Below are 21,018 nucleotides of genomic sequence, written 5' to 3'. Positions count from 1 at the left end.
TCAGCCTCGTTCGCCGGCGGGAATGAATTTGCTGTTGATGCCGTCGACCGGTGCGCCGATCGCGGGGCGCCGGTCGAGCACGCCGCCGGGGCTGAGGAAGGACAAAAGCAGTCGGTCCGCCTGGATCGCCGGACGGCTGAGACGCGATGGTGTGGTGGCGCGAGGACCGGCCATGGCGGTGCGCCGGATGGTGGTCAGGTTGACCTTCAGGTCGACGGCGCCGTCGGCATCGAAAAGGCCGTTGGCGGCGGTGACGGCTCGGCTCAAGGCATCGGCCGCGAACAGCTCCTGGCGCAGCTGCTCGATCAGCTCGTGAACGCTCTTCCAGCGCTCACCGAGGGAAGCCGCCTTTGTTCGGATCTCGGCGCCAAGCGCTTCAATGTCGACGCGGGCTTCGCTTCGGGCGGCGGCGATGCGGCGCTTGTCTGCTGCCGCGATGGTCTGCTCGATCAGCGCAATTGCATCGTTGCAGTCGTCAGGGGCGGCACGGGCTGCTGCCAAGTCGCCCTCGCCGAAAATCGCGCGATCCTCGGCCTGTTGCAGCTCCTGCTTGCGGGCGATCGCATCATTGAGGTCGGTATCGAGCAAGGCGATGACGGCCGCGAAATCGGCAGCCGTCCGCGCCTTGCCGAGTTGCTCGGCATGGGGGATTTGAGTCACGGTAGGTTCCTTGGTTGGGGAAGCGATGGAGGACAGAGAGGTGATCTCCCCCCTCGAGGGGGAGATGGCCGGTAGGCCAGAGGGGGTCGTCTCGCGTGGAGCGCCGGCGTCTTTATCTGCAATGGATTCGATAGGAGGCCGCGTCAGGACGAACCGCCCCCTTCGGTCGCCCTCGGCGACATCTCCCCTTCGAGAGGAGAGATCAGCAGTTCCTAAGGCTCGGCGTCGAACACCGGCGTCATCGCCCTGATCGTGCAGGGCGTCGGGCTGGTATGGCGAATGCGCACCCGCCCCTGCCCTTCCCAGCTATCGTCGATCGGCACCTCGACATTGCCGGTGAACAATTTCGCCATGCCGTCGGGTGCAATCACGGAGGGGATGCGAACCTGCTCCCAGCGGCCCCGGATGAACGACTGGACCTGAAGCCCGGTTGTGTCGGTTTCCAGCAGCGAAAGAATGAGCTTGGCCACCTTCTTGCGCCGGCCGACGATCGATCCGTCGCGGCCGCCGACATCGAGCTCCAGCGTGTTGGCTTCGGACTGGTAGCCGAGCCCGACCTGCCATTTGGCTGCCGTAGCTCCACCGGGCAGCGAAACCGCGCCAGCGGCCACAGCAAGGCCCATGTAGACCTTGCCATCGGCCAGGACGTCGACTGTTTCGCCGTTGAGATGATCAAGCCCTGAGACCGTGCCCACAGCGACGCCATCATAGGTGAGGCCGCAGTCGACTTCGAATGCATCGCCGATCCTGCCATACTCGAACGGCGCGGTCTTTATTTCGATATAGCGCCTGGTCACGCCGCCGATCGTGCGCTTGACGATCAGCCAGAGATCGTCGTTGCCGTCCTGGCCGGGCGTCACCACGGCGCTTTCGACAACGGCCCAGTTCGATCCTGCGAAGCTTCCGGCGATCTTGTGGACATGCATGCCGCGAACGTCTTGCGACGGCTGGTGCGTGTAGCCGCCGAGTTCGCCATTTCCGAGCGGGAACCACAGCAGTGGGTCGGGGTCGGTCTGGAAGGCGAGTTCAACGACGCCTTTCTTCGGAATGTGCTCGGAAATCTGCCCGACATCATCCGAGGTGAAGCGGCCGGTGGCGTTTTGCGTCAGCTCGGCAATCGATTTGCGGGAGCGGGTCACATAGAGGAACGACTGCCCGGCATCGACGGGACGCAGCGGGGCACAACCGAAAGTCCGGGACCGGCGGTTCTTGAACGAGGACGGCGTCAGCGCCTCGTCGATGCCGGAGCCCGACAGCGCCCTCACCCCGCCAAGCGTTCCGATGATCAGCGCACCGTCCGATTCCGCCACCCACGTAATGTCATTGGCCTGGCCGCCACCTGCCTGCACGAATTCCAGCGCGTCGGTGTCTTTCTCACCGGTGGCGAAGTTATCGAAATCGCCGGTTTGCGAGGCATAGACCGAGAATTTTCGGCTGAACGCCAGGCGCTCCTCGTAAAGCGAACCGCTCTGGACGTACTTGCCGGGCACGAACGTGCCGAGACGCCAGCGGATGATCGGGCTGAGATCGGGCAGAGCGTGCCCGTATAACTGGACCGTGACTACCGTCGTGCTGGGCCGGCCAACGACCTTGGCCCAGCGCCAGAAGCCATCCGCGCCAAGCAGACGAATGGCGCGACCGATATCGCTGGTCTGGAAGCCGATGCCGTCATTGATGCCGACGATCGAGGATGCCGAAAGATCGAACGGCGTTTGCGACGGCGCGTATTCGTGCAGGGCCAGTTCGGCGATAGCGGTTCCGTCGCTGCCGCCACCTGAAAACAGCAGCTGATAATATTCGTAGGCAACCGTGTTGTTGAAGCCGTCGAAGAAGCGGGTTTCCGACTTGGACCAGCCGGTCTCTCCGTCCCGGCTGTCGAGCGTCGTCCAGTCGGTGCCGTTGTGCGAGGCCTGGAATTGCCACTGGGTCGGCGATGCAGTGTCTGAGTGATCATTCGTGGCGGTAATCCAGTAGGCGTCGACCGTCTTGGTCCCGCCGCCGCCGAACTGGTAGCGCAGATACCCGCTCGGAAAACCCGCTATATTCTCTCCCTTCTGCTTGTCGCCATCGAACACCTGCCACACGTCGGATGAGCCGTTGCTGTTGCTGACCGTGCCGCTTGGCAGCGTATTCGAGGCCATGACCGGCATGGCGTTGCCGGTTGCGGCCGGTGTCAACGTCGTGGCGGTGGTGTTGATCTTGTCGTATGGGCCGTCGAGAAAGACGAAATCGGCGAGCGTCCAGGTCGTGTGCGCGGTGCGCGTCAGCACTTTGACCGGATGATCCTTGTGGGTGATCCACATCTGGTCTGCCGACTGGACGAATTGCAGGTCGAACAGATCGGCCTCGAGATAAGGCGAAACGACTTCGACCGTGCCGACACGCGCACCATAGGCATAGACGCGGATGTAGAGATCGCCGAATTCGAGCGCATAGGCCTGGTCGGCCGAGAAGATGAACGGGATCAGCCGTGTCGCCTTTGACGGAGCCTTCACCTCAGCGCAAAAATACGTGCCGCCGCGCTTCCTGATGCCGCCATGCGGCAGCGTGACGAAATTGGTGCATTTCGACAGCGCCGCCCGGTAAAGCTCGAGCGAGGCGCGAGCATGCAAGCGGGGAGAAATCTCACCGCGGATGAAAGCGTCCTGGACCGGATAGAGCGTGGTCATCGGCCGACGAACCTGTTGTCGCCGCGCTGGAGAGCCCAGGAGGATCTGCAAAATCTGCCCCCGCGCTGGATGGCATTGGCCGAGTAGGCGGCATCCAGCGCCCTCTCATAGGCGCTGCGGGCGACGTCGATCATGCCGGCCTTGTGGGTCAAGGGATGCGCGATCTTGACGGCGAGCGCCGCCACCATCACTTCGCTGAACAGCGCATTCCAGTCGTTCGGGTCGGTCAGGTTGGCGACATAGCGGATGATGCGCGGGCCGGCCTGATCGGAATAGATCAGCCCGGCCTCCTGCCGCCATGAGAGCGGAACGCCGTCCGGCTCGCCATTCCCCGTCAGCGGCAAGGGCCGCAGGCAATCGGCGGGAAGCTCATAGGCAAAGTTCAGCGTGCCAGCACCGCTGCCGGTGTCGAAGCCGGCGACCGAGGCTGCCAGGATGGCGAAGACAAAGGCATGTTTGGTCAATTCGGCCTCGCGGGTCAGGTCGAAATGCAGATTGAGCAGGCGCGCCGCCTTGGCGTCCTGGTCGAGGCTGTCGATCGGCGCCTCGTCGAGCACGGCGAGCGCCATGTTGGCGATGTCGAGCGGGGTGATGGCCATGGCTCAGGCCTCCGGCTGTGTGATTGGTCGGGGAAAACGGGACATGGTGCCTCCACGGCAAAAAGGCCGCTTCGAGGCGGCTGGGGATTTCTTGTGATTTGTGGCTTGGGCAGATGTTGCACGTCTCGTGCATGAGGCCGTCACGCCACCAACCGCCCATCAGGAAATGGCGTGGCAGACGCTTCGTCAGTCGTCTTTTCCCATCGAGCAAGGAAGACGGCAATGCTTGGGCTATTGCAGTTTCACGACACCGCCGCGCAACGCGGCGATGTCTTGCCTTGATTGTGTCAGCCGACGCGTGCGCTGGTCGCGATCCACTGCCCTGTTTCGGCTGACTTGACAAAGGCGCCTGATTTCACCCTTCCGGCACCTCCTGCCATGGCCAAGCCCTTGTCCAGGGCATTCTGAAGACTTGGTGTGTAGTAGGCGGTGTTTTCCAGACCGCTGAAGAAGTTTATGCGATGAACGTTCCCCTTCTTGCTCATGACAATGCCCGCTTTTCGGAGCACTTCCTGAACTGTCTTGTACTTCATGTTCATAGTTACCTCCCTTGCCGAGACAGGCAGCATCGCCCTTTCTTGTAACTGTTTGGTGCCGTCGATTGACCAGAGGGCAACATGAATGTTGTAGCGAACCCCAAATTCACATCACTCTGACGCAGCGCGGCGGGTGAACTTGGGATTCGCCACAGTGGCCGACCTGGCGTCCCGAAGGGGCGAGACGTCGGACGCCCGCCCCTTCGCCGATCAGGACTCGGTCGTCTTCAGCGCGATGAACGTCATGTGCTTGACGCTCGAGGCCGTGCGGTCCCAGTTTGCCGCCAGTGCCAACTCGACATCGGTGGCGAATTCGCCGGCCGAGGACGCGTCGAGAAAGCGGGTGCCCGGCACATGCGGCACGAAATGCCGGCGGCCGACCATTTCAGTGACGCCGCCGCCATGGCCCTGCCGCGGCTTGCGGTCGAACTCGAGCGGCCCGCCTTCGGTGTTTACCGGCAGCTCGTTCCACAGAATCGCCTTGTCCTTGAACATGAACGCGGTGTAGACGCCGCCGGCAACCGGAATGTCGTCATCGACGACGGCCCTCAGCCCCATGTAATAGGGGATCAGCGGCCCGCCCTGCTCGGACGACGGCACATAGTCGATGAGGTCGGCGAGTTTCAGCGCCTTCATCTGTTTCGAATGCATCCAGATCGTCTTGAACTTGTCGGCGCGGTCGCCCATCAGATAGGCGGCCTCGATGATGTCGGTGTCGACGATGGAGGCGCCGGTGACGCGCACCAGGTCGCCGGCGTCATTGGCGATGTTGTCGGCCAGCACGCCTTTCAGGATGCCGAGCAGCGTCAGCTTGTTGGCGCGCTGCCAGTAGTCGGTCTGGCGACGCACGATGAGCTTCTGCGGATCGTCACCGGCAAGGATCGAGGTCAGGTCCGGGATGCCCCAGGCCTGCGCACGCACATTGCGGGCCGCGACTTCGCGGCGCGCGCCGATCTTCTTCATCTCCATCGAGTCGGCCGGGTCGTCATTGACCGGCTCGGAGGGATCGTTGCCGAGGTCCTTCCAGCCGGGCATGTCGACCGAACGACCGCCCAGGCTGAGCTTCGAGGCGATCGACGGGTCGGAAAACAGGATCCCGGCCTGGTAAATCTCCAGCGACTGGACGTGCTCCTCGAACGAGTATTGCGCGTAGACGGACGGAACGATCGCGTCCGCGATACGGGTGTAGGCGTCTGCCATTTTTGTCTTCCTTCAGGTTTGGGGTCAAAGAGGGTTGTTGGGCATCCACAGGTCGGGGTTTTCGCCGGCCTCGCGTGCCAGCCGCCGGGCGCGGGCGGGGTCGCTTTTGACCAGGGCCGAGATGCCAGTCAGGTTGCGCTCGCCGGCGGCATTGCGCTTGAAGGGGTTGCCTCCGCTCAAGGCAGCATTGCCGTCGATCGTGTCTTCGCGGAACATCGCCTCGCCGATAGCGTGGAACGCCTTGGCGATCTGCGGGTCGGTCAAGGCGCCGTCCGGCAGAAGGATGCCCTTCGCCTTGTAGGCATTGACCAGGCCGAGCTTCTTCATCGCCCGGTTGGCGACCTCGAGCTTCTGGCGAAAGCCATCGCTCCCGGTCGGTCCCCAATCCCGCACGAGGTCGTCGTGCGTAGTCTCGACCGAGCGGGCAACGGCGATTTGCTGTGCCTTGGCCTGCTCGGCCATGTAGCCGACGAAGCGGTCGTGATAGGCCTGTGCAACCTTCGGGGTAGCACCTGCCTCGACCGCCCAGGCCTTGGACGCATTGGCGAGCTCGTCCGAATAGGCGAAGTTTTCGGGGAGCCCGTCGGGGCGCCGGTACTCGACCTTGTCGGGCGAGGTCAGCGGACGCATCGCCTCGGGCAGCCGGGCATGGAACCTGTTCCAGTCTTCCGCGGCTGCATCGGCTGCCGGAACGCGCAGGCTCTCACCCTGCTGCCGCTCCAGCTCCGCATAGGAGGCGAAAACCCGATCGAGGCTTTCAGGCTTGGTCCAGCCCTTGGTTTCAGCGAGCTTGCGGTTGCCTTCGGAAAGACCGTCAAACCAGCTTGCGGCCTTAGGCGGGGCGGACCCGTTGTCCCCGTTGGCCGGTGGCCGTGCAAGGTTGCCCGCCGGTGGCGCCGCCACCACGGACCCGGCGTCTACCAGATCTGTCATGAGAAGATTCCTTTTGCTGAGAGTTTGAAGGCCGGTGATGAGAGCACTGGCGGTGAAACTTGGTATCTCCGCCCTCGAGGGGGAGATGGCCGGCAGGCCAGAGGGGGTAGCCGCGCGTGGAGCGCCGACCTCATCTGTCGCCGGGGGTCGCGCCCGGTCGAACCGACCCCCTCTGTCGCCTTCGGCGACATCTCCCCCTCGAGGGGGGAGATTAGCGCCTACGCATTGTCGCCCCAGTTCTCCCAGAGCAGCGTGATCGTGCCGGTAACGGCAATCGTGCCGTCGGCATCGATGTCGGTGCCGGTGGCAAACGCCAGATTGAGATAGAGGTCGACCGGCGTCACGGTGCCGTCGAGCGTCAAGGCTGCGGCAACATCGGCAATCGACGCGCTCGACGGCGCGGCACCGGCGCCATCCAGCGTGCGGCCGGTCGCGCCCAGCACATTGACCATGGTTCCGGCAAGCACAGCGCTCGACCCTGCCGCCGAGCCGAGCGACCAGGTCAGCGCGGCATTGTCGTTGATGGTCGACGCGCGGGTAGTCAGCACCGCAAACTGCAGCCGGGCCGTACCGCCCTTGATACGGATCTTGCCATCGATGAAATCGAACAGCTTCTGGCTGGCAAAGGCCTGCGCATCGGTGACCGGCACCGGCATGGCATTGAATGAAAAGACCGTGCGGTAGGTGCCGCCCTGTCCGCTCGTCCTGGCGGAAAGTCCGGCCCTGGGCGGGGCAAGGCCGGCTTCTCTGGCGGCGGCACGCGAAAGCGTCCGGGCAAGACCTCGGGTCATTTGGTTTCTCCATTTTTGGGATTTGAGGAAGAGTTAGCCGCTGCGTAGAAAAAGCAGATCGGGCACATGGGCCGTCAAAGATTAGTCTCGTTTGGGCATCGTCTTGCCGAGCCGTCGTCTCCGGCCGTCAGACAAAAACAACCATGTCTTTATTCGTGAGGCACGGTGCCTATGTTCCGCCGCAAATGCCACCGCACTTGGCAAAATCGGCCCGTGTATTAGTTCATAGACTTCAAGGGAGTACCAGACGATGACCATGTCCAGAGCCATTGCCGCCATGCTCGTGACTGCCGCATTGGCAGGCTGTGCGCAGACCGAAGCACAGCAGAGAACCAGCACCGGCGCGCTCCTCGGCGCCGGTGCCGGCGCGCTCGCCGGCCAGGCCATAGGCGGCAACACCAAAAGCACGGTTATCGGCGCAGCCAGCGGCGCCCTGCTCGGTGCGGTCGTCGGCAACGCCACCACCCCGCAACCGCGCGGCCAACAGCTCTGCCGCTATCAGGATCGCTACGGCCGCATCTACACCGCCCCCTGCGACGACCGGTATTATAACGGCGATTATTGAGCGTAGCGAAAGCCCCGGCGACAGCCAATCTCCCCCCTCGTGGGCGAGATGTCCGGCAGGACTGCGGGGCGCCGTAGAGCGCCAGCCATAACAGCAATTCCAATCAATGCAGAATATTCAATCCACGAAATTTTCGTCCACGAACATCTCGGCAAATTTCTGGGGTGGGAGGGTTACACCATTGACGCGGGCGATCTCGAGATTCCTTGCCCACATATCCCGGATTGCTGCCGGCATTCCCTCGGGCATGTGCATAGAGTGGGCTATTGCGTCATGCCATTTGTCCGTCGCCGCCATAGATAGATCGCAGTTTGGGGGCCATCCTTTTCAAGCCATCCTCCGACTCTTGAGAAAGTTCTCCGATCGCCCAGAGCACATAAACATCGAGCAGCCTAAGCAGCGGCTGTCCATCATAACGTGGGTTAGTCAACATTTAACCTCTCACGCATCATAGGTGGCATAATAAATAACGCGTTCGCAGATGGCGGAAATGCTTGGCTTTTCTTTCTGCGATGCAACCAAAGCCTCGGTAATCTCGATCGCAAGGTTGATTTCGAGAAAGTATGCCAGGCCCTCTTTAGCTGCCTCGGGTGGTACCAACACCCCATCCTGCTGAGGCAAAACCATCGCGTCTGAATCCTCTGTCCAAGGCTCCGCCGCGTAGATTGTGGGCTCCGCTGCGTAGACCGGGTCCTCCTCGTCAAATTCCGACAACCGCCCAACGATATCCAGCAACTTCATTTTTTTCCCCATAGGGAAAATCCTCCTCGGCCATTCGGATGCAGTGCTTTCTGGAAGATACTCCCTCGATCATGTTGAGATCTAGGGACGAGTTGCATTACACCGGGTTCGTAAACTTGCACAATGATCGGCCGAAAGCGTCATGGCCTCCGCAAGGTCAGTGCTCCCCGCACCCTACCCATCCGCCGGTGCCGCTTTCTCCGGCGCCGCCTTAAGCAGAATCCCGATAGCTCGATTCCAGTAGCGCACCGCCTCAAAATGCCCTTGTCTGGTCAACCAGATCTTATTCTCCAAACTGACTGGATCGCCGATCTCAAACAGCTCCATGCCCTTGGGGCGCAAATATCTATTTTGGTCGGGCATTTTCAGTCCACCAACCGAGCAAATAGATCGGCGAGGTCACGCGCTATCGTCTCAGCGGATTGCCGATTCATACCTATGAATGGGATGCGTACGATTGGCATGGCCGCATCTTCAGTGTCGAAGCCATAGCCTTCACCTCCTCCGTCAGATGCGAATAAGAAGATGCCTGGCGCATATTTTTCAACCTCATATCCGCGGTTGAAGTCAGCCAGTTCTTCGGCTTTAAAAAAATAGTATAGTAATTGCCGATGAAACCTTCGCCTCCATTATGCTCTTTGAGGAAATCATGTAATCCTTGGCAGCACGACTCCCAACCGTGCGGACAGGCCGTCGACGACTGCGGATTCAGCCGGTGCGTCGAATGTCCCTCAGTTAAATATGTCCCATTGCTATCGTCCCAGGTCGCTCAGCAACTGGTTCCACCACGGCATACCCCTGTTGTCGGTGAACTGCCGCCAAACTTCACTGGATTGATTTCATGCACATCCACTACGGCGCGAACTATGGCAACAATAGCACTACCGACCGTCGTAGGGCTCAATCGTCGCTGACGGAATACCAAAGCGGTCGAGTAGATTCAGCACACGCTCTATATGACCACACGCAGATCGCCAGCAATGATAACATCGCCGAACCATCCTTCCATCTGGTAGGTGAGTTTGCTCACAACAGGGGGTGAACGCTTGTGTCCATGATGGTGCCACGGCCTATTCCGCCGGCGACATTGGGCTTTATGTAAAAATAGTCCACCATTCACCTAATGAGGATCAAAAAAATGAAAGCCCAACCTCATTGCTACTTACCATCGTAAGGCTCGATGACAGCAAACGGTATTCCCAATGATTCCAGCAAATCAAGAATGCGTTTCGAGATGACGAGGCGATAGTCCGCTGCGATCCCGAAATCGTCCCGGCCGGCCTTGCCATTCACTTTAAGCCAGACGAAGGGTGGAAGTTCCTGCCCAGGTTGATCCTCATGAAACTCTTCGGATGTTGTCACTTCGGCGTCGGCGAACGTCGCGCCTGAAAAACCCATCTTTTGCAGTGCGCGCTGGGTGTCTTCGGTGACGAGATAACACGGGAACGTCGTAACGATCACATCGCCAAACCAGCCCTCTATAACGTAGTGAAGCTTGGTCACGATTGGCGGATGGACACTCGAGTCAAGAACGGTGTTTTCACCAAGTCCACCAGCGACGTTCGGCCATATGTAAAAATATTGCATCACTCACCTATTGGAGGATTGAACAGATGTCCGTATTGTTTGTCGATATAAGTCACGTAGTCCAGCACCTGCTGACGCGTTGGCTGGGGGTGCGACGCATAAAATTTATCCCATTCGAATCGGAAAACGATCTTGTGCAAAAGGTTATCTAATCCTTTTGGTATGCCGCGAAGATTTTGAAGAGAGTGCATCTCATCTTCAGCAACAAGGCTTGGATATCTGGTCCATATCTGTTGCTCTGCAGCGTGATGGACGACAACCTCTCCCTTTAGATTCGGGTTCGCATCAAGAAATGTTTTGCGGTAATTTTTTGAAAGAGCTTTGCCAAACGATGCTCCCGGATGCCTAATCTTAGAGGGGTCTCTGGCGATCGACTTTATTATCGCAAGAAGCTCAGCCTTGTCAGGCTTGACGCCGGTGCTCAAGAGGTAAGCGGCCTCTTTTGCTGCATTTATTGCACGAGACTCAACCTCGGTCGTCTGGCGAACCGCCGCTCCCTCAACGGCGAGTTCTGATGTGGCCCGCGACCCACTGGCCGTAAGCTCCTCTAACGGCTTGGCAAACTTGCCCGTCCCGGCGCGGACAATGGCCAGTCCTTTTGCAACGGCTTGGCCGAGTGACTCGAACGCCAGGCTGCCCTCTGCAGCTAATCCGGAGGCAGAAGTGACCGGCAGTTGACTGAGCGCGTCCAAAGGATCGTCGCGCAGATCCTGAAGAAACAGCCCAATGTCGTGCGGGGCTCGGCCTAGGCCTTCAAAACCTTCGGTGAGGTAGTTGCCGAAGTCCTCCGCGGCGAGTTCCAGTTTCGATTGAGGTTTCCTGCGGTTTGAAGGAGCAGGCGGTTGATTCTGCTTCCCGGCGATCACAGGTGCAACAACGGGCCTAGCCGGTTGGCTTTCGACCGATTGAGGAAGCCCGGCTTGGACGAGCTGTTGGGATAAGGCTGCTCGGACCTCTGGATCGGACGCCCCACCAACGAGGCTGTACAGGATGGTGTGCTTGTCCGCCTGTGGCACGCTCCCGTCTTTGAATGTCGTGGCGATGTTCTTGAGAACAGACCATGGGAAAGGTTGATAGTTCTCGATGCCCAGTTGCTTTTGTGCTGCAACTGAAGCGGCGATTGCTCGGACATAAGTTCCTCGGTCGTAGGTGTCCGGCCCTCCTTCACGATTCCATGACTCGCTGTCGGGAGTGGTGATCTCGCTCCAGGCTGCGTCGACGCTCGGAAAGACCTTGCGAACGTATGCGGCAGGGTCCGTCCGCCTGGCGTCCAGCGTCTGAAGCGCGGCGGCGGCCGTGACGTGATACCGCGCCTGCTCCCCTTGGGAACCTGCAGGACCAGGTTCGGCATCGCGTAGCGCCGCATGGATTGCTTGGTTCGGCATGGTGCGCATGCCGAAGGCCTGACGACCAACATCAATCTTTCTGGCAAAATCCCCGTACTGCTTGCCGCCCTCCTCGACGCCATAGACAGCGATGAAGGCGTCCCGACCAGGCATCTTGCCGGAATAGGCGCCAGTCTGTGCGATGGCGCCCGGCGCGTTCTGCTCGGCGAGACCAATGTTGGTGCGAAGCTCAACCTGCTGAGCAGTGTTGGCCGCCTGCGCCTGTCGGATCAGCGCTGCCTGTTCCTGTTGCGGAAGGTCGTCCCTGAACGCCTGCGCCACCCTTTCATCAGGCGTCTGCTTGCCGACGCGATCACCCTTCGCTGCCGCCGCATTGGGCGCACCAAAGGCGCTGGAGCCGCCAACGACTTCGGTGGTGTCGTCCTTAGTTCGGTTTCCAGCCTGCGCGGCACCCAGCATCTCTGCAGCACGTTTCGGGTCCTGGGCGATCATCGCCTGGATCAGCGCCTTGGCCGTGTTGCCGCGCCAGGCGACTGCCGCCGCTTGCCGGGCAAGCGGGTTGCCGATCTTGGCAATCAGGTCAAAGCCGTTCTGCCGGATCGTGTCGAAGTTCTCGGTGTCCTTCGGGTTGCTTTGCGCGATGGCACTGGTTGAGATGTTGTCGACCTTGGTCCACTCGGCCTGCTCATACTCGTCGCGCCGCTGAAGCTGCCTCGCCGCCATCCGTAGTGAGCCGGCCTCGCGCAATGCCTCCTTCTGCCTGGCGAAATTGGCGCGCTGGCTTTCGGGCATTTTCGGCAGGGCATCGGCGAACAGCGTGTCGAAAAGGCCGGTCTTGATCATCCGGCCGGTGCGCGGATCGACCTGGCCATACATCGTGTCATGCAGGCCGCTGCCGTCGGCCGGCGCATTCGCCACCACCTCGTCTTCCGCCTGCCCGATCTGGCCGTTGAACCGACGGCGCGCGAGGTCGGCGTCGAACGCCGCCTCCTGCTGCTTCTGCTGCTGGTAGCGTTCGGCGACGGCAGAGAGCTCGTCGCCAAAACCCTGCATCGCCCTGCCGACCGGCGATCCTTCGGGATAGGAGAGCACATTGCCGGCATCGAGCCGGCGCTGGGCAAGCTGGAGAGGTATGGTCGCCATCTATTTGTGTCCTGCCATGAGCGCGCCGGGGATCGTGGCGCGGCGCTGCCGCGCGCCGGCCCCGTGCCGCCGCCTTCGTCGGGTCATGAATTTTGGAGAGGTCGCCAATGAGAGTGTCGCCGGCACTGAAGATGCTGGCGGTCTGCGCCGTCGGCTAAATGGCCTCGGCAAAATATTGTCATTCCCTTATGAGTTGGCCGGGCTCGCGGACTCCCGCGAACGATCGGTCGGAGCAGGCCATGACTGTGGCAAGGCCGCCGGTCCTAAGCCCGCTACCCTTCCAACCGCGCCGCCTTCTCCAGCGCCGCCAGCTGCGCTTCGTCCAGCGTCAGGAACCCCATAATGTGCTGCACCACTTCGGCCCGCGCGTTGCTGAGCGCGCTGTGCAGCTCGAAGCCGTTCGGCGTCTTGGTCTTGGCCAGCCATTCACCGTAGGACGGGCGGCGGTAATAGCCGGTCGCAGCCGTCAGGTCGGCCAGCACCATCTCGCCGTCCTGGCCCGAGAATACCCTGAAATAGGCTTTGGCCAGCGCATCCCGCGCCTTGGCCGGGCCGCCGGCCTGGCTGGAATGGGCGAAGCGTTTGCCACTCATGCCCCGCCACCCTGTACGTCGCCACCCTGTACGCCGTTGCCCTGCGGCATCAGCCCGCCGAGCCCATCGAGCAGGCCGCTGTCGCGCGCCTGCACGGCCGCCGGTACGGCATCCCTGGCCAGCTTGCCGGCAGAAACGATCGAAGCCATGCCTGCTTGTGCGGTTTGAGCCTTGGCTCTGGCATCGCGGATGCCCGCCACTTCATCCTGGCGGCGGAAGATGCGTTGTGGGCTGCGGCCGGCGCCCTGCACGATCTTCAGCGCCTCGTCGCCGTCGATATTGTCCATGACGCCGGGGTCGAACTGCGCCATCTGCATGGCGGTGGTGACCACCTGGATGGTGTCGCGCGCTTCGGCCGAGCGGCGCAGCACGTCGAGCGGGCCGGTGAAGGTCGGCCGCAGCGCCTTGCCGGCAAGGCTCGCCGGCGGCAGGAAGCGGCTGTCTTCCTCGTAAAGTCCCTTGTCTTCCAGAATACCCAGCTCGCGGTCGAGATTCGAGGCAAAGCCGGCCTGGATAATCGAGCCGGAGGGGCCGAGCAGAGCACCCTTTTCCTCTTGCCGGATCAAGGCCTCGGTCGCCGTCATCTGCGGGTTCTGTACCAGCGTCTGGAACAGATTGACGAACATCATGTCGCGGATCTCCTCGGCCCGGCTGTCGGCGTAATTGAAGGCATAGGTCGGGTTCTGGCCGGTGGCGATCGGCGCGATCAGCGGCCGGCCGGCATCGTCGATCAGGCCGGGATAGTTCTCGCCGGGATTGAGCACCGGCACATAATCGAGCCTGGCCTTCGAGGCGGTCGCCGGATCGGTGATCTGCTGAAGTGCGCGCAGGCCGGAGCGCCGCACGGCGTTCTCTTCGCGCACCGTCGTCAATGCCTCGATGGTTGGCGAGATGCCGTAGGGATCGCCCTCGTAGCGGCGCCAGTTGAAGCACGATACCGGGAAGGAGCGAAAACCGCTTTCCCTGACGATCGCCTCCTCGTCCTCGATCACATGATAGGACGCGAACGCGGTGTCGAGATACTGGTAGGAGCCGCTCAGGCTGTACATCTTGCGCTCGTCGCGCGGCTGGATGCACTGGATCAGCGAGATTTTTGTCTCGCATTTGGCGGGGTCGTCGACCAGAACTTTGATCCGCGCCGGCAGTCTGTCGTAGCCGAGCAATTGCGCCGCCTGTCTTGCGGTGCGCTCGTAGCGGCGGTGGAAGATATCGACCTGGCCCCAGCGGTTGCGCGAGAGATAGCCTTCGACCACCGGGATCGAGGCATAGCGGATCAGCGTGCTGCCAAAACCCTCCTCGGCGTAGAGATAGGCCGGGCCGTAGCGCACGACATTGCGCAGGCAGGCTTGCGTTGCCGGCACGAAATTCGAATTGGCGGAGTAGCGCAGCGAAAACAGGAAATCGCGCAGCGCTTCCGCCCATTCCTTCTCCTCGTCGGTTTCCTCGTCATTGATTGCCGCGGTCGACAGCCCATGCCATTTCTCCGACTGCGGGATGATCAGGCTTTCCAGCCCCGCGGCCAGCCGGTTGGCGGCCGAGTTGATGGTATTGGCGTAGACACGCGCACCGCGCCGCTCCTGCCGCTCGGACTGCGAGTCCGCGCCGGCCTGCCGGCCGCCGCTCCACATGTCGGGCGCATCGGGATCGCAGAATTCGGACACCGCCTCCCAGACATGCTCATACTGGCTGCGTTCGCTCTCCAGTTCAGCCTGTCGCGACAGAATATCGCGAGCACGGGAATCGCTCATGGTCAGCCTCGCTTGATGAAATTGATTGAAAAAGAAAACGGCGGGACGCCGAAGCTGCCAATCTCCCCACTTGAGGGGGAGATGTCCGGTAGGACAGAGGGGGTCGTCTCGCGTGGATCGGCGACCCCCTCTGTCGCCTTCGGCGACATCTCCCCCTCAAGCGGAGAGATTGGAAGCGCCTTATTCCGCCGGCGTCGTCTCCAGCGCGGCTTTGCGCCCAAAGCGCTGCACCACGAAACGTCCCATCTTCTGGCCGGGCACTTCGATCAGCGTATAGGTGATCCAGGACAGCAGGCACACCACCGGCAAGACGAGGACAACAACGATCGCGAAGCGCAGCGGCGCCGACAATTCGTGGCCGAACTGGGTGATAACCAGAGCCGCCGCCGGCTGGAGAACCAGCAGATGGATCAAATAGATGCTGAAGGAAAGCTCACCCATCAGATGAAAGAACCGGTTGGCGAGCGTCATGGCGATCTTTCTGGCCATGATGCCCGCTATTCCCGGCAGCATCTGGTAGAGAACCAGCGCAAAGAAACCCACGACGAGCGCTTCGCGCATCAAAAACTTGCCAAGCCCGTAGCCGCCGCCGAAGGGCAGCGCGGCCAGAGCCATGGCCAATGTCAGATGCACGAAAGGCCGCTTTTGCCTTTGATGGACGACGCCCGCCAGCAGCATCCCGCACAGGAAAATCTGCATCTTCAGCGGCAGGAACGACGGCATCGGAAAATGCACCGACAATTGTCCCATCAACAACACGATCGCGCTGCCGATCGCCGCGACCAGGATACCGCTCCATATCCAGTCAAGCCTGCGCACCAGCAGCATAATCGCCGGGAACACTGCATAGAACTGCATCTCCAAGCCAAGGCTCCAGTCGGGCAGCGGCGTGCGATAGGCGAAATTCGGCACCAGGCCGAACAGGAACAGCAGATGGGCGCCGATGTTTTTCAAGCCGCCGTCGAGATAACGCTCGGGCGCCTGCGGCGACCGCAGCAGGAACTCGTCGATGACCATCCTGGACTGGTAGAGATAAGGGCCAAGCGCCAGGGCAGCGAACAGCATGACGTAGAACAGCGGCGCAATCCTGAAATAGCGGCGGGTCCAGAACTTCAGCCAGGTTTCCGGCCTTTGCCAGGGCTCCTTGTCCTGGCGCAGCTGGTAGTGGAACACCATCAGGAAACCGGACAGCATGATGAAGAGGTCGACGCCGAGATCCGGTTCGCCGAGAATAGGAATATGCCAGCCGGTCAACAGCACGCAGTGTCCGATGAGCACCCAGATCGCGGCGAGCGCCCGAAGCCCGTCCAGGCACTCGATGCGCGATGACCGGGCTTCTGTCATGCCGGACTCCTCGATGGCCATGTTGCATTGCAGCATGGCGGCTGAGGAAGGAATGTCAACCGTGCGGAAGGAACACGAATTGCGCTCGGCTGTTACGGAAAATGCGGAAGCTGCCGATCTCCCCACTCGTGGCGGAGATGGCCGGCAGGCCAGAGGGGGGCGCGAAGGAACGCCAAGCTCAGTTTCGTTCCCACCGGAATGAGCCGATGGCGGTAATTGCAAATTGATCACCGAGGCGGCGGGATAGCGCCCCCTCTGCCCTGCCGGGCATCTCCCCCACGAGTGGGGAGATTGGCAGCATCACCGCTTCTTCGCCAACCTTGCGTGCCGGCGCCAGTACCACCACGCCAGCACCCGGTTGCGGAACACTCTTCTCATGGCGCCCATGTCAAACCCCCAGCAGCACGCGGCGCTGGCCGGTGAGGTCGCCGGGCGACAAATCGGTCTTCACGGTTCCTGCAGTGCCATCATTGGCCGCAAGCTGAGCCCGTAAAGCGGCTTCGCGCGCCTGCACGTCCTTGTCGGCAATGGTCGGTGTCGGCGCCAACGGCTTCAGCGCCGGCGGCTTTTGAAAAAGGCACATGGTTTTCTCCAAAGTGAGAGCTTCTTGTCCAGTCGTAGAGCAGAAAGTCCTCGCCGTTCCGGCCATAGCCCGGCAGGCGGCAGCGTTGCGTCGCGCCCAGCCTTGCAAGCCAGCGCAGCGCCAAACCGTTGGCGGCCAAGGCGCGGGCCTCGACCCGCCAGGCGCCGCGTGCCGCAACCTCCGGCCCGAGCACCGCGTGAAAGAACTCCGTAATAGCAGGCACGCAGCGCCGCATGCGGCGCGTGCCCCAACTCCAGGCGATCCACAATCCGCTGCGCTGCTCGGCAGCACCGAAGCCGGCCTCCGGATTGCCATCGAGCTCGGCGACATAAGCAAAGCCCTGCAGCGCCGTCAGTGCCAGCAAAGCCGGCGACCATGCGTCGAACTGGCAGTCGATCTCGGCCCGGTCTTCGGGCCGGAGGTTGGCAGCGATATAGGAGAGATCGCGCAAAGTGGCGGGAATGATGCGGAGGGTCACCGAAACGCCCCCAGCGGATCGGCCTGCCCGGCCTTCCGCCGCGCCGCCTTGAATACCGCCGGATCGACCACCGCTTCCCGCAGCATCATCACGCCATAACGGGTCGCGGCCATCAGATCGTCGCGCAGCTTCACCACCTGGCCGTCCCTGCGGTGATAGAGCCGGAACTCCTCGAACCAGGGCAGAAGCGTCGAAAACACCTTGAAGCGGCCGGATTGCATGCGGTCGAGCATGTCCATCAGCCCGGCCTCGACCGATACGGAACCGTCGGCGAACTGCGCATGGCTGGCGAGCATGTTCAGCCCATGCGCGGAATATTGCTTCGCAAGCGCGGTGCCCGCACCCTCCAGCGTCTCGCGCCGGCCGTCGCGCGGCCATGCCCATGGCAGCCAATCGCCCCACGGTTTCAGCGTCAGCGCCTGCATGGCGGGAGTCTGCTGCGAGGCACGGCAGGCCTTCGTGACATAGACGACATCGGCTTCCGTATCCCAGGCAAGCTCGACCGCGGCCGAGGGATGGTCCCAACCGAAATCGAGCGCGCCGAGCCGCGGCCAATAGCGCGGCAGCCGGAACGGCTCGCAGGCGATCAGCTCCTCGGCCACCGGAAAGATGCGGCCGGAGCCGAGCACCGGAATGCCCTTGGCCCGCGCCTCGCGCTCATGCGCCGGATAGGCGGCAATGATCTCGGCGCGCTGCTGCGGCGTGTAGTGCTCGGCGTCGTCGATGGTCATGAAGGTGACGTGACGGGTCATTGTTTTCACCCTCGCGGCATTGAATCATGGTGGCAGGTGTTGGACGTATGCTGCTGTTCGGTAAGATGTTTTCATGATGGCGGGACAGCGCCCCCCTCTGTCCTGCCGGACATCTCCCCTCAAGGGGGGAGATGGCAGCTTCAGCGTCTCGCTTATCCGCAAGCATTGGAGATTGGCGAAAGCCAATGCGACATCCAATCTCCCCACTAGAGGGGGAGATGTCCGGCAGGACAGAGGGGGGCGCGAAGGAACGCGAGTTGCGCGATTTCGCAGCCCTGTCATCCCCTCCCCATCCCTCCCACCTGCTCCGCGGACAAAAACAGCAGCACCACGTCCGACATGCCGAGCAGCGGCGTGAAGGTGACGATGGTGATGCCGCCGGTGGCGTTGGTGCGGGTCAGCCCTTCGGAATAGATGTCGAGCGGCGGCTCCTCGTCGAACCAGACGCCGTGCAGCGTCTCGCCCTGCCACTTCTCGCGGCCCTTCTCGTAACTCTTGAACGACAGCACGGATTCGCCGGCCTGCACGTCGCCACCGCCGCCCCAGGCCACCACGACGCTGTCGAGCGCGCCCGGCGCCCGCCCCGCCATCGTGCTGAGGATCGCGTCGGCCGGGATCATACCGGTGCCCCACGCCGCCTGCTGCTGCGGCGGGCCGATCAGGATGCGCTGCGGGTTGTCGCGCGTGCTTTCGCCGGTGACGCCGGCCGCCCACATCCGAACCGGACAGTCGAAAACCTTGCCTTGCCACCAATCTGGATAGCGGCCGGTGAGGTGCATCGCCCATTCGGCGCCGCCGGCCCTGGTCTTGCCGAGCTGGTTGCCGGCCATGAACAGGCGCTCGCGATTGGTCGCGCCGGCTGCATGGAACTCAGCCTGCCTGGGATAGGGCCGATAGGCGGCAAGCTGGTTAGTGCGGCGCCTGCGGTCCAGCTCCGCCAGCAGGCTGAGATATTCTGTCCTTGCCGCCCGGGTCTGCGAGGCCTTTTGCGAAGCCCGGCTTCTCGAGGAACGGCCTAAGGACGGCTTCGAGGCCGCGGATGCGCTGCCTGATTTCGTCATCGCTCAATGCATCCAGATTGTTAATGTTGACATTAAGATCCTTGGGCAGCACCGACAGCACGAGCTTCAGATACTGATCGGGCTTTTCGACGCGCACCTCGGCGATGACGCCGGCGCCATGGGCGCGAAAATCGGCGCGGATCGCTTCGAGAAAGCCGTCGGCCAGCGTCTTCTTCGGCCGCCTGGTTCGGCCGAGCTTGCCGGGTGCTTGATCGTGCGGCTGCGGATCGCCGGCGGAAGGAGCTTTGGCCATGCCCTACTCCGCCGTCCCGGCGGAGATCGCCGGCTTCTTGTTGCCTGGCCGCACGATGCGCTTGCGCGGCTTCGCTTTCTTGCCGGCGCGCGCCGACTTCGGTTTCGGCGGCTGGCTTGCCGATTTCGCATCGGTCGTCGTGCCAGGCCCCAACGTACCGGCGTCGGGCAACGCATTCAGCCTTGCCCTTAGAATTGCCACCGCCTTGCCGTCGAGTGCTGCCGACGGGAAGCCGAAGCCCCCGACCGCGTCGACGGTACCGCCACGCACCATGCCGATCCGCACGCCGGCGGCTATCAGTTCGAAGCGGCCGATGCGTGCATAGGGTGCGGCTCCGGCGAACTCGCCAATGGCACTGACGACCTCTTGGCCGTCATCGTCGGTGATCATGGTGGCGTAACGGTTGGACATGGTGCTTTTCCTGGGATGGGGCGCACGGCGGCGCGTTAATTTGAGGATCCTCGAGGTCGCGTTCCGTCGCGCCCCCCTCTGTCCTGCCGGACATCTCCCCCACAAGGAGGGAGATTGGCTGTCATCACCGCTTTCGCCAATTTTGTAGGATGCAAAAAAGGTGCTGTCGCCCAAGCTGCCAATCTCCCCACTAGAGGGGGAGATGTCCGGCAGGACAGAGGGGGGCGCTGTCCCGCCAACTTCACAGCCGGCAGCACGCACATCATTCGATCGAAAGATAAAGCCTGAAACAAAAAACCCGCCTCGGCGGGCGGGTCGTTGGAGCCAATTAGCACCATACGCAGATTAGTAGCATAGCTGCCGGCACAAAGCAAGAACAAAATGTGGCAGGGTGGAAAAAAAGCGATTTCCTTTGCCCGCCGCGAGGTTGTGCTCAAGAAACGGTCGCCAAGGTTGTGTTCATTCGCGCCCCCTCTGTCCTGCCGGACATCTCCCCCTCTAGTGGGGAGATCGGCAGTTCCAGCGCCTCGCTGCGTCCGCCCACTTCACAGCCGGCAGATCACGTAACGTTTGGTCGAAAGGGAGCCTGAAACAAAAAACCCGCCTCGGCGGGCGGGTCGTTGGAGCCAATTAGCACCATACTCAGATCAGTAGCATAGCTGCCGGCACAAAGCAAGAACAAAATGTGCCATCGGCGGCAAAAAATGGGAACTTCCCTCGGTGCCTCGGCTGTCAGCCGGCAAGCTTGCGTTCCTTCGCGCCCCCCTCTGTCCTGCCGGACATCTCCCCCACGAGGGGGGAGATCGGCAGCTTTGGCGGCAGCGCCTTTTTGCACCTACAAAATTGGCGAAAGCGGCAATGACAGCCAATCTCCCCACTAGAGGGGGAGATGTCCGGCAGGACAGAGGGGGGACGCTGTCCCGCCGACTTCATAGCCAGCTCACGTAACGTCTGATCGAAAAAGAAGCCTGAAACAAAAACCCGCCTCGGCGGGCGGGTCGTTGGAGCCAATTAGCACCATACCC

18 protein-coding genes and 2 pseudogenes are annotated in these 21,018 nt (G+C 62.0%); 1 reads left to right on the top strand and 19 read right to left on the bottom strand.

The genetic code is table 11. The features are described 5' to 3' along the window. The 7 genes from NKJ13_RS27675 to NKJ13_RS27645 all read right to left on the bottom strand — a co-directional run bounded on the left by NKJ13_RS27675 (position 1) and on the right by NKJ13_RS27645 (position 7,388). Positions 1–660, bottom strand: a complete 660-nt coding sequence (locus NKJ13_RS27675; RefSeq protein WP_352687434.1) for a hypothetical protein — start codon at positions 658–660, stop codon at positions 1–3. 212 nt (positions 661–872) lie between these two features. After that, positions 873–3,329 (bottom strand): phage tail protein, encoded by a 2,457-nt coding sequence (locus tag NKJ13_RS27670; protein WP_352778874.1) that lies wholly within the window; start codon positions 3,327–3,329, stop codon positions 873–875. Further along, positions 3,326–3,928: a phage connector family protein gene (locus tag NKJ13_RS27665; RefSeq protein WP_352740095.1), complete on the bottom strand. Its 603-nt coding sequence runs from the start codon at positions 3,926–3,928 to the stop codon at positions 3,326–3,328. The genes NKJ13_RS27670 and NKJ13_RS27665 overlap by 4 nt, the downstream gene beginning before the upstream one ends. Before the next feature lie 287 nt (positions 3,929–4,215). Then, on the bottom strand, positions 4,216–4,467 hold the full coding sequence (locus NKJ13_RS27660) for a hypothetical protein (RefSeq protein WP_352687429.1): 252 nt from the start codon (positions 4,465–4,467) through the stop codon (positions 4,216–4,218). 207 nt (positions 4,468–4,674) lie between these two features. Then, positions 4,675–5,664 carry a Coat protein gene (locus NKJ13_RS27655; RefSeq protein WP_352778872.1) on the bottom strand — a complete coding sequence of 330 codons (990 nt, stop codon included), beginning with the start codon at positions 5,662–5,664 and terminating at the stop codon, positions 4,675–4,677. A gap of 24 nt (positions 5,665–5,688) precedes the next feature. Then, positions 5,689–6,597 (bottom strand): hypothetical protein, encoded by a 909-nt coding sequence (locus NKJ13_RS27650; RefSeq protein ID WP_352740093.1) that lies wholly within the window; start codon positions 6,595–6,597, stop codon positions 5,689–5,691. Positions 6,598–6,815: 218 nt separating this feature from the next. Continuing rightward, positions 6,816–7,388, bottom strand: coding sequence for a hypothetical protein (locus NKJ13_RS27645; RefSeq protein WP_352705229.1), 573 nt, complete (start codon positions 7,386–7,388; stop codon positions 6,816–6,818). Between the two features lie 250 nt (positions 7,389–7,638). On the opposite strand from NKJ13_RS27645, the gene NKJ13_RS27640 reads away from it, so the two are divergent. Next, positions 7,639–7,953 (top strand): YMGG-like glycine zipper-containing protein, encoded by a 315-nt coding sequence (locus tag NKJ13_RS27640; protein ID WP_352740091.1) that lies wholly within the window; start codon positions 7,639–7,641, stop codon positions 7,951–7,953. A 441-nt stretch (positions 7,954–8,394) separates the two neighbouring features. Here NKJ13_RS27640 and NKJ13_RS27635 read toward each other — a convergent pair whose 3' ends face one another. The 12 genes and pseudogenes from NKJ13_RS27635 to NKJ13_RS27580 form a co-directional block, all read right to left on the bottom strand. Beyond that, entirely contained in the window at positions 8,395–8,694 is a 300-nt protein-coding gene (locus NKJ13_RS27635) for a DUF7716 domain-containing protein (RefSeq protein WP_164759187.1), read from the bottom strand. A 174-nt stretch (positions 8,695–8,868) separates the two neighbouring features. After that, the gene (locus NKJ13_RS27630; RefSeq protein WP_352475512.1) at positions 8,869–9,057 is read right to left on the bottom strand and encodes a hypothetical protein; all 189 of its coding nucleotides are present in this window, start codon (positions 9,055–9,057) and stop codon (positions 8,869–8,871) included. Positions 9,058–9,852: 795 nt separating this feature from the next. Next, the gene (locus NKJ13_RS27625) at positions 9,853–10,281 is read right to left on the bottom strand and encodes a hypothetical protein (protein WP_352475513.1); all 429 of its coding nucleotides are present in this window, start codon (positions 10,279–10,281) and stop codon (positions 9,853–9,855) included. Then, the gene (locus tag NKJ13_RS27620) at positions 10,281–12,770 is read right to left on the bottom strand and encodes a hypothetical protein (RefSeq protein WP_352778871.1); all 2,490 of its coding nucleotides are present in this window, start codon (positions 12,768–12,770) and stop codon (positions 10,281–10,283) included. The genes NKJ13_RS27625 and NKJ13_RS27620 overlap by 1 nt, the downstream gene beginning before the upstream one ends. 272 nt (positions 12,771–13,042) lie before the next feature. After that, positions 13,043–13,363, bottom strand: a complete 321-nt coding sequence (locus tag NKJ13_RS27615) for a Bbp19 family protein (protein ID WP_352509923.1) — start codon at positions 13,361–13,363, stop codon at positions 13,043–13,045. Continuing rightward, positions 13,360–15,111: a portal protein gene (locus NKJ13_RS27610; RefSeq protein WP_352509924.1), complete on the bottom strand. Its 1,752-nt coding sequence runs from the start codon at positions 15,109–15,111 to the stop codon at positions 13,360–13,362. Before NKJ13_RS27610 ends, NKJ13_RS27615 begins: the two co-directional genes overlap by 4 nt. Positions 15,112–15,291: 180 nt before the next feature. Continuing rightward, positions 15,292–16,455, bottom strand: coding sequence for an acyltransferase family protein (locus NKJ13_RS27605; protein WP_352740087.1), 1,164 nt, complete (start codon positions 16,453–16,455; stop codon positions 15,292–15,294). A gap of 467 nt (positions 16,456–16,922) precedes the next feature. Next, positions 16,923–17,516, bottom strand: a complete 594-nt coding sequence (locus tag NKJ13_RS27600; RefSeq protein WP_352740086.1) for a hypothetical protein — start codon at positions 17,514–17,516, stop codon at positions 16,923–16,925. Then, a pseudogene (locus tag NKJ13_RS27595) lies at positions 17,513–18,274 on the bottom strand (phage terminase large subunit family protein); the annotation flags it as partial. The pseudogene NKJ13_RS27595 and the gene NKJ13_RS27600, both read right to left, overlap by 4 nt. Positions 18,275–18,572: 298 nt before the next feature. Beyond that, positions 18,573–19,212 (bottom strand): annotated as a pseudogene (locus NKJ13_RS27590) (terminase large subunit domain-containing protein); the annotation flags it as partial. Next, positions 19,178–19,582: a hypothetical protein gene (locus NKJ13_RS27585; RefSeq protein ID WP_352645407.1), complete on the bottom strand. Its 405-nt coding sequence runs from the start codon at positions 19,580–19,582 to the stop codon at positions 19,178–19,180. The pseudogene NKJ13_RS27590 and the gene NKJ13_RS27585, both read right to left, overlap by 35 nt. 3 nt (positions 19,583–19,585) lie before the next feature. Beyond that, entirely contained in the window at positions 19,586–19,993 is a 408-nt protein-coding gene (locus tag NKJ13_RS27580; RefSeq protein ID WP_352740085.1) for a hypothetical protein, read from the bottom strand. Positions 19,994–21,018 lie beyond the last annotated feature (1,025 nt).

It is taken from the genome of Mesorhizobium sp. M0174 (assembly GCF_040322275.1).
Classification (GTDB): Bacteria; Pseudomonadota; Alphaproteobacteria; order Rhizobiales; family Rhizobiaceae; genus Mesorhizobium.
This window is presented reverse-complemented; position numbering and strand designations above follow the sequence as displayed.

What these genes read in the sequence shown, in the direction of transcription:
- NKJ13_RS27610 (WP_352509924.1), bottom strand. Translation starts at nt 15,111, where the DNA reads ATGAGCGATTCCCGTGCTCGCGATATTCTGTCGCGACAGGCTGAACTG.
- NKJ13_RS27670 (WP_352778874.1), bottom strand. Translation starts at nt 3,329, where the DNA reads ATGACCACGCTCTATCCGGTCCAGGACGCTTTCATCCGCGGTGAGATT.
- NKJ13_RS27635 (WP_164759187.1), bottom strand. Translation starts at nt 8,694, where the DNA reads ATGAAGTTGCTGGATATCGTTGGGCGGTTGTCGGAATTTGACGAGGAG.
- NKJ13_RS27655 (WP_352778872.1), bottom strand. Translation starts at nt 5,664, where the DNA reads ATGGCAGACGCCTACACCCGTATCGCGGACGCGATCGTTCCGTCCGTC.
- NKJ13_RS27660 (WP_352687429.1), bottom strand. Translation starts at nt 4,467, where the DNA reads ATGAACATGAAGTACAAGACAGTTCAGGAAGTGCTCCGAAAAGCGGGC.
- NKJ13_RS27620 (WP_352778871.1), bottom strand. Translation starts at nt 12,770, where the DNA reads ATGGCGACCATACCTCTCCAGCTTGCCCAGCGCCGGCTCGATGCCGGC.
- NKJ13_RS27650 (WP_352740093.1), bottom strand. Translation starts at nt 6,597, where the DNA reads ATGACAGATCTGGTAGACGCCGGGTCCGTGGTGGCGGCGCCACCGGCG.
- NKJ13_RS27630 (WP_352475512.1), bottom strand. Translation starts at nt 9,057, where the DNA reads ATGCCCGACCAAAATAGATATTTGCGCCCCAAGGGCATGGAGCTGTTT.
- NKJ13_RS27615 (WP_352509923.1), bottom strand. Translation starts at nt 13,363, where the DNA reads ATGAGTGGCAAACGCTTCGCCCATTCCAGCCAGGCCGGCGGCCCGGCC.
- NKJ13_RS27640 (WP_352740091.1), top strand. Translation starts at nt 7,639, where the DNA reads ATGACCATGTCCAGAGCCATTGCCGCCATGCTCGTGACTGCCGCATTG.
- NKJ13_RS27665 (WP_352740095.1), bottom strand. Translation starts at nt 3,928, where the DNA reads ATGGCCATCACCCCGCTCGACATCGCCAACATGGCGCTCGCCGTGCTC.
- NKJ13_RS27585 (WP_352645407.1), bottom strand. Translation starts at nt 19,582, where the DNA reads ATGGCCAAAGCTCCTTCCGCCGGCGATCCGCAGCCGCACGATCAAGCA.
- NKJ13_RS27580 (WP_352740085.1), bottom strand. Translation starts at nt 19,993, where the DNA reads ATGTCCAACCGTTACGCCACCATGATCACCGACGATGACGGCCAAGAG.
- NKJ13_RS27605 (WP_352740087.1), bottom strand. Translation starts at nt 16,455, where the DNA reads ATGACAGAAGCCCGGTCATCGCGCATCGAGTGCCTGGACGGGCTTCGG.
- NKJ13_RS27645 (WP_352705229.1), bottom strand. Translation starts at nt 7,388, where the DNA reads ATGACCCGAGGTCTTGCCCGGACGCTTTCGCGTGCCGCCGCCAGAGAA.
- NKJ13_RS27625 (WP_352475513.1), bottom strand. Translation starts at nt 10,281, where the DNA reads ATGCAATATTTTTACATATGGCCGAACGTCGCTGGTGGACTTGGTGAA.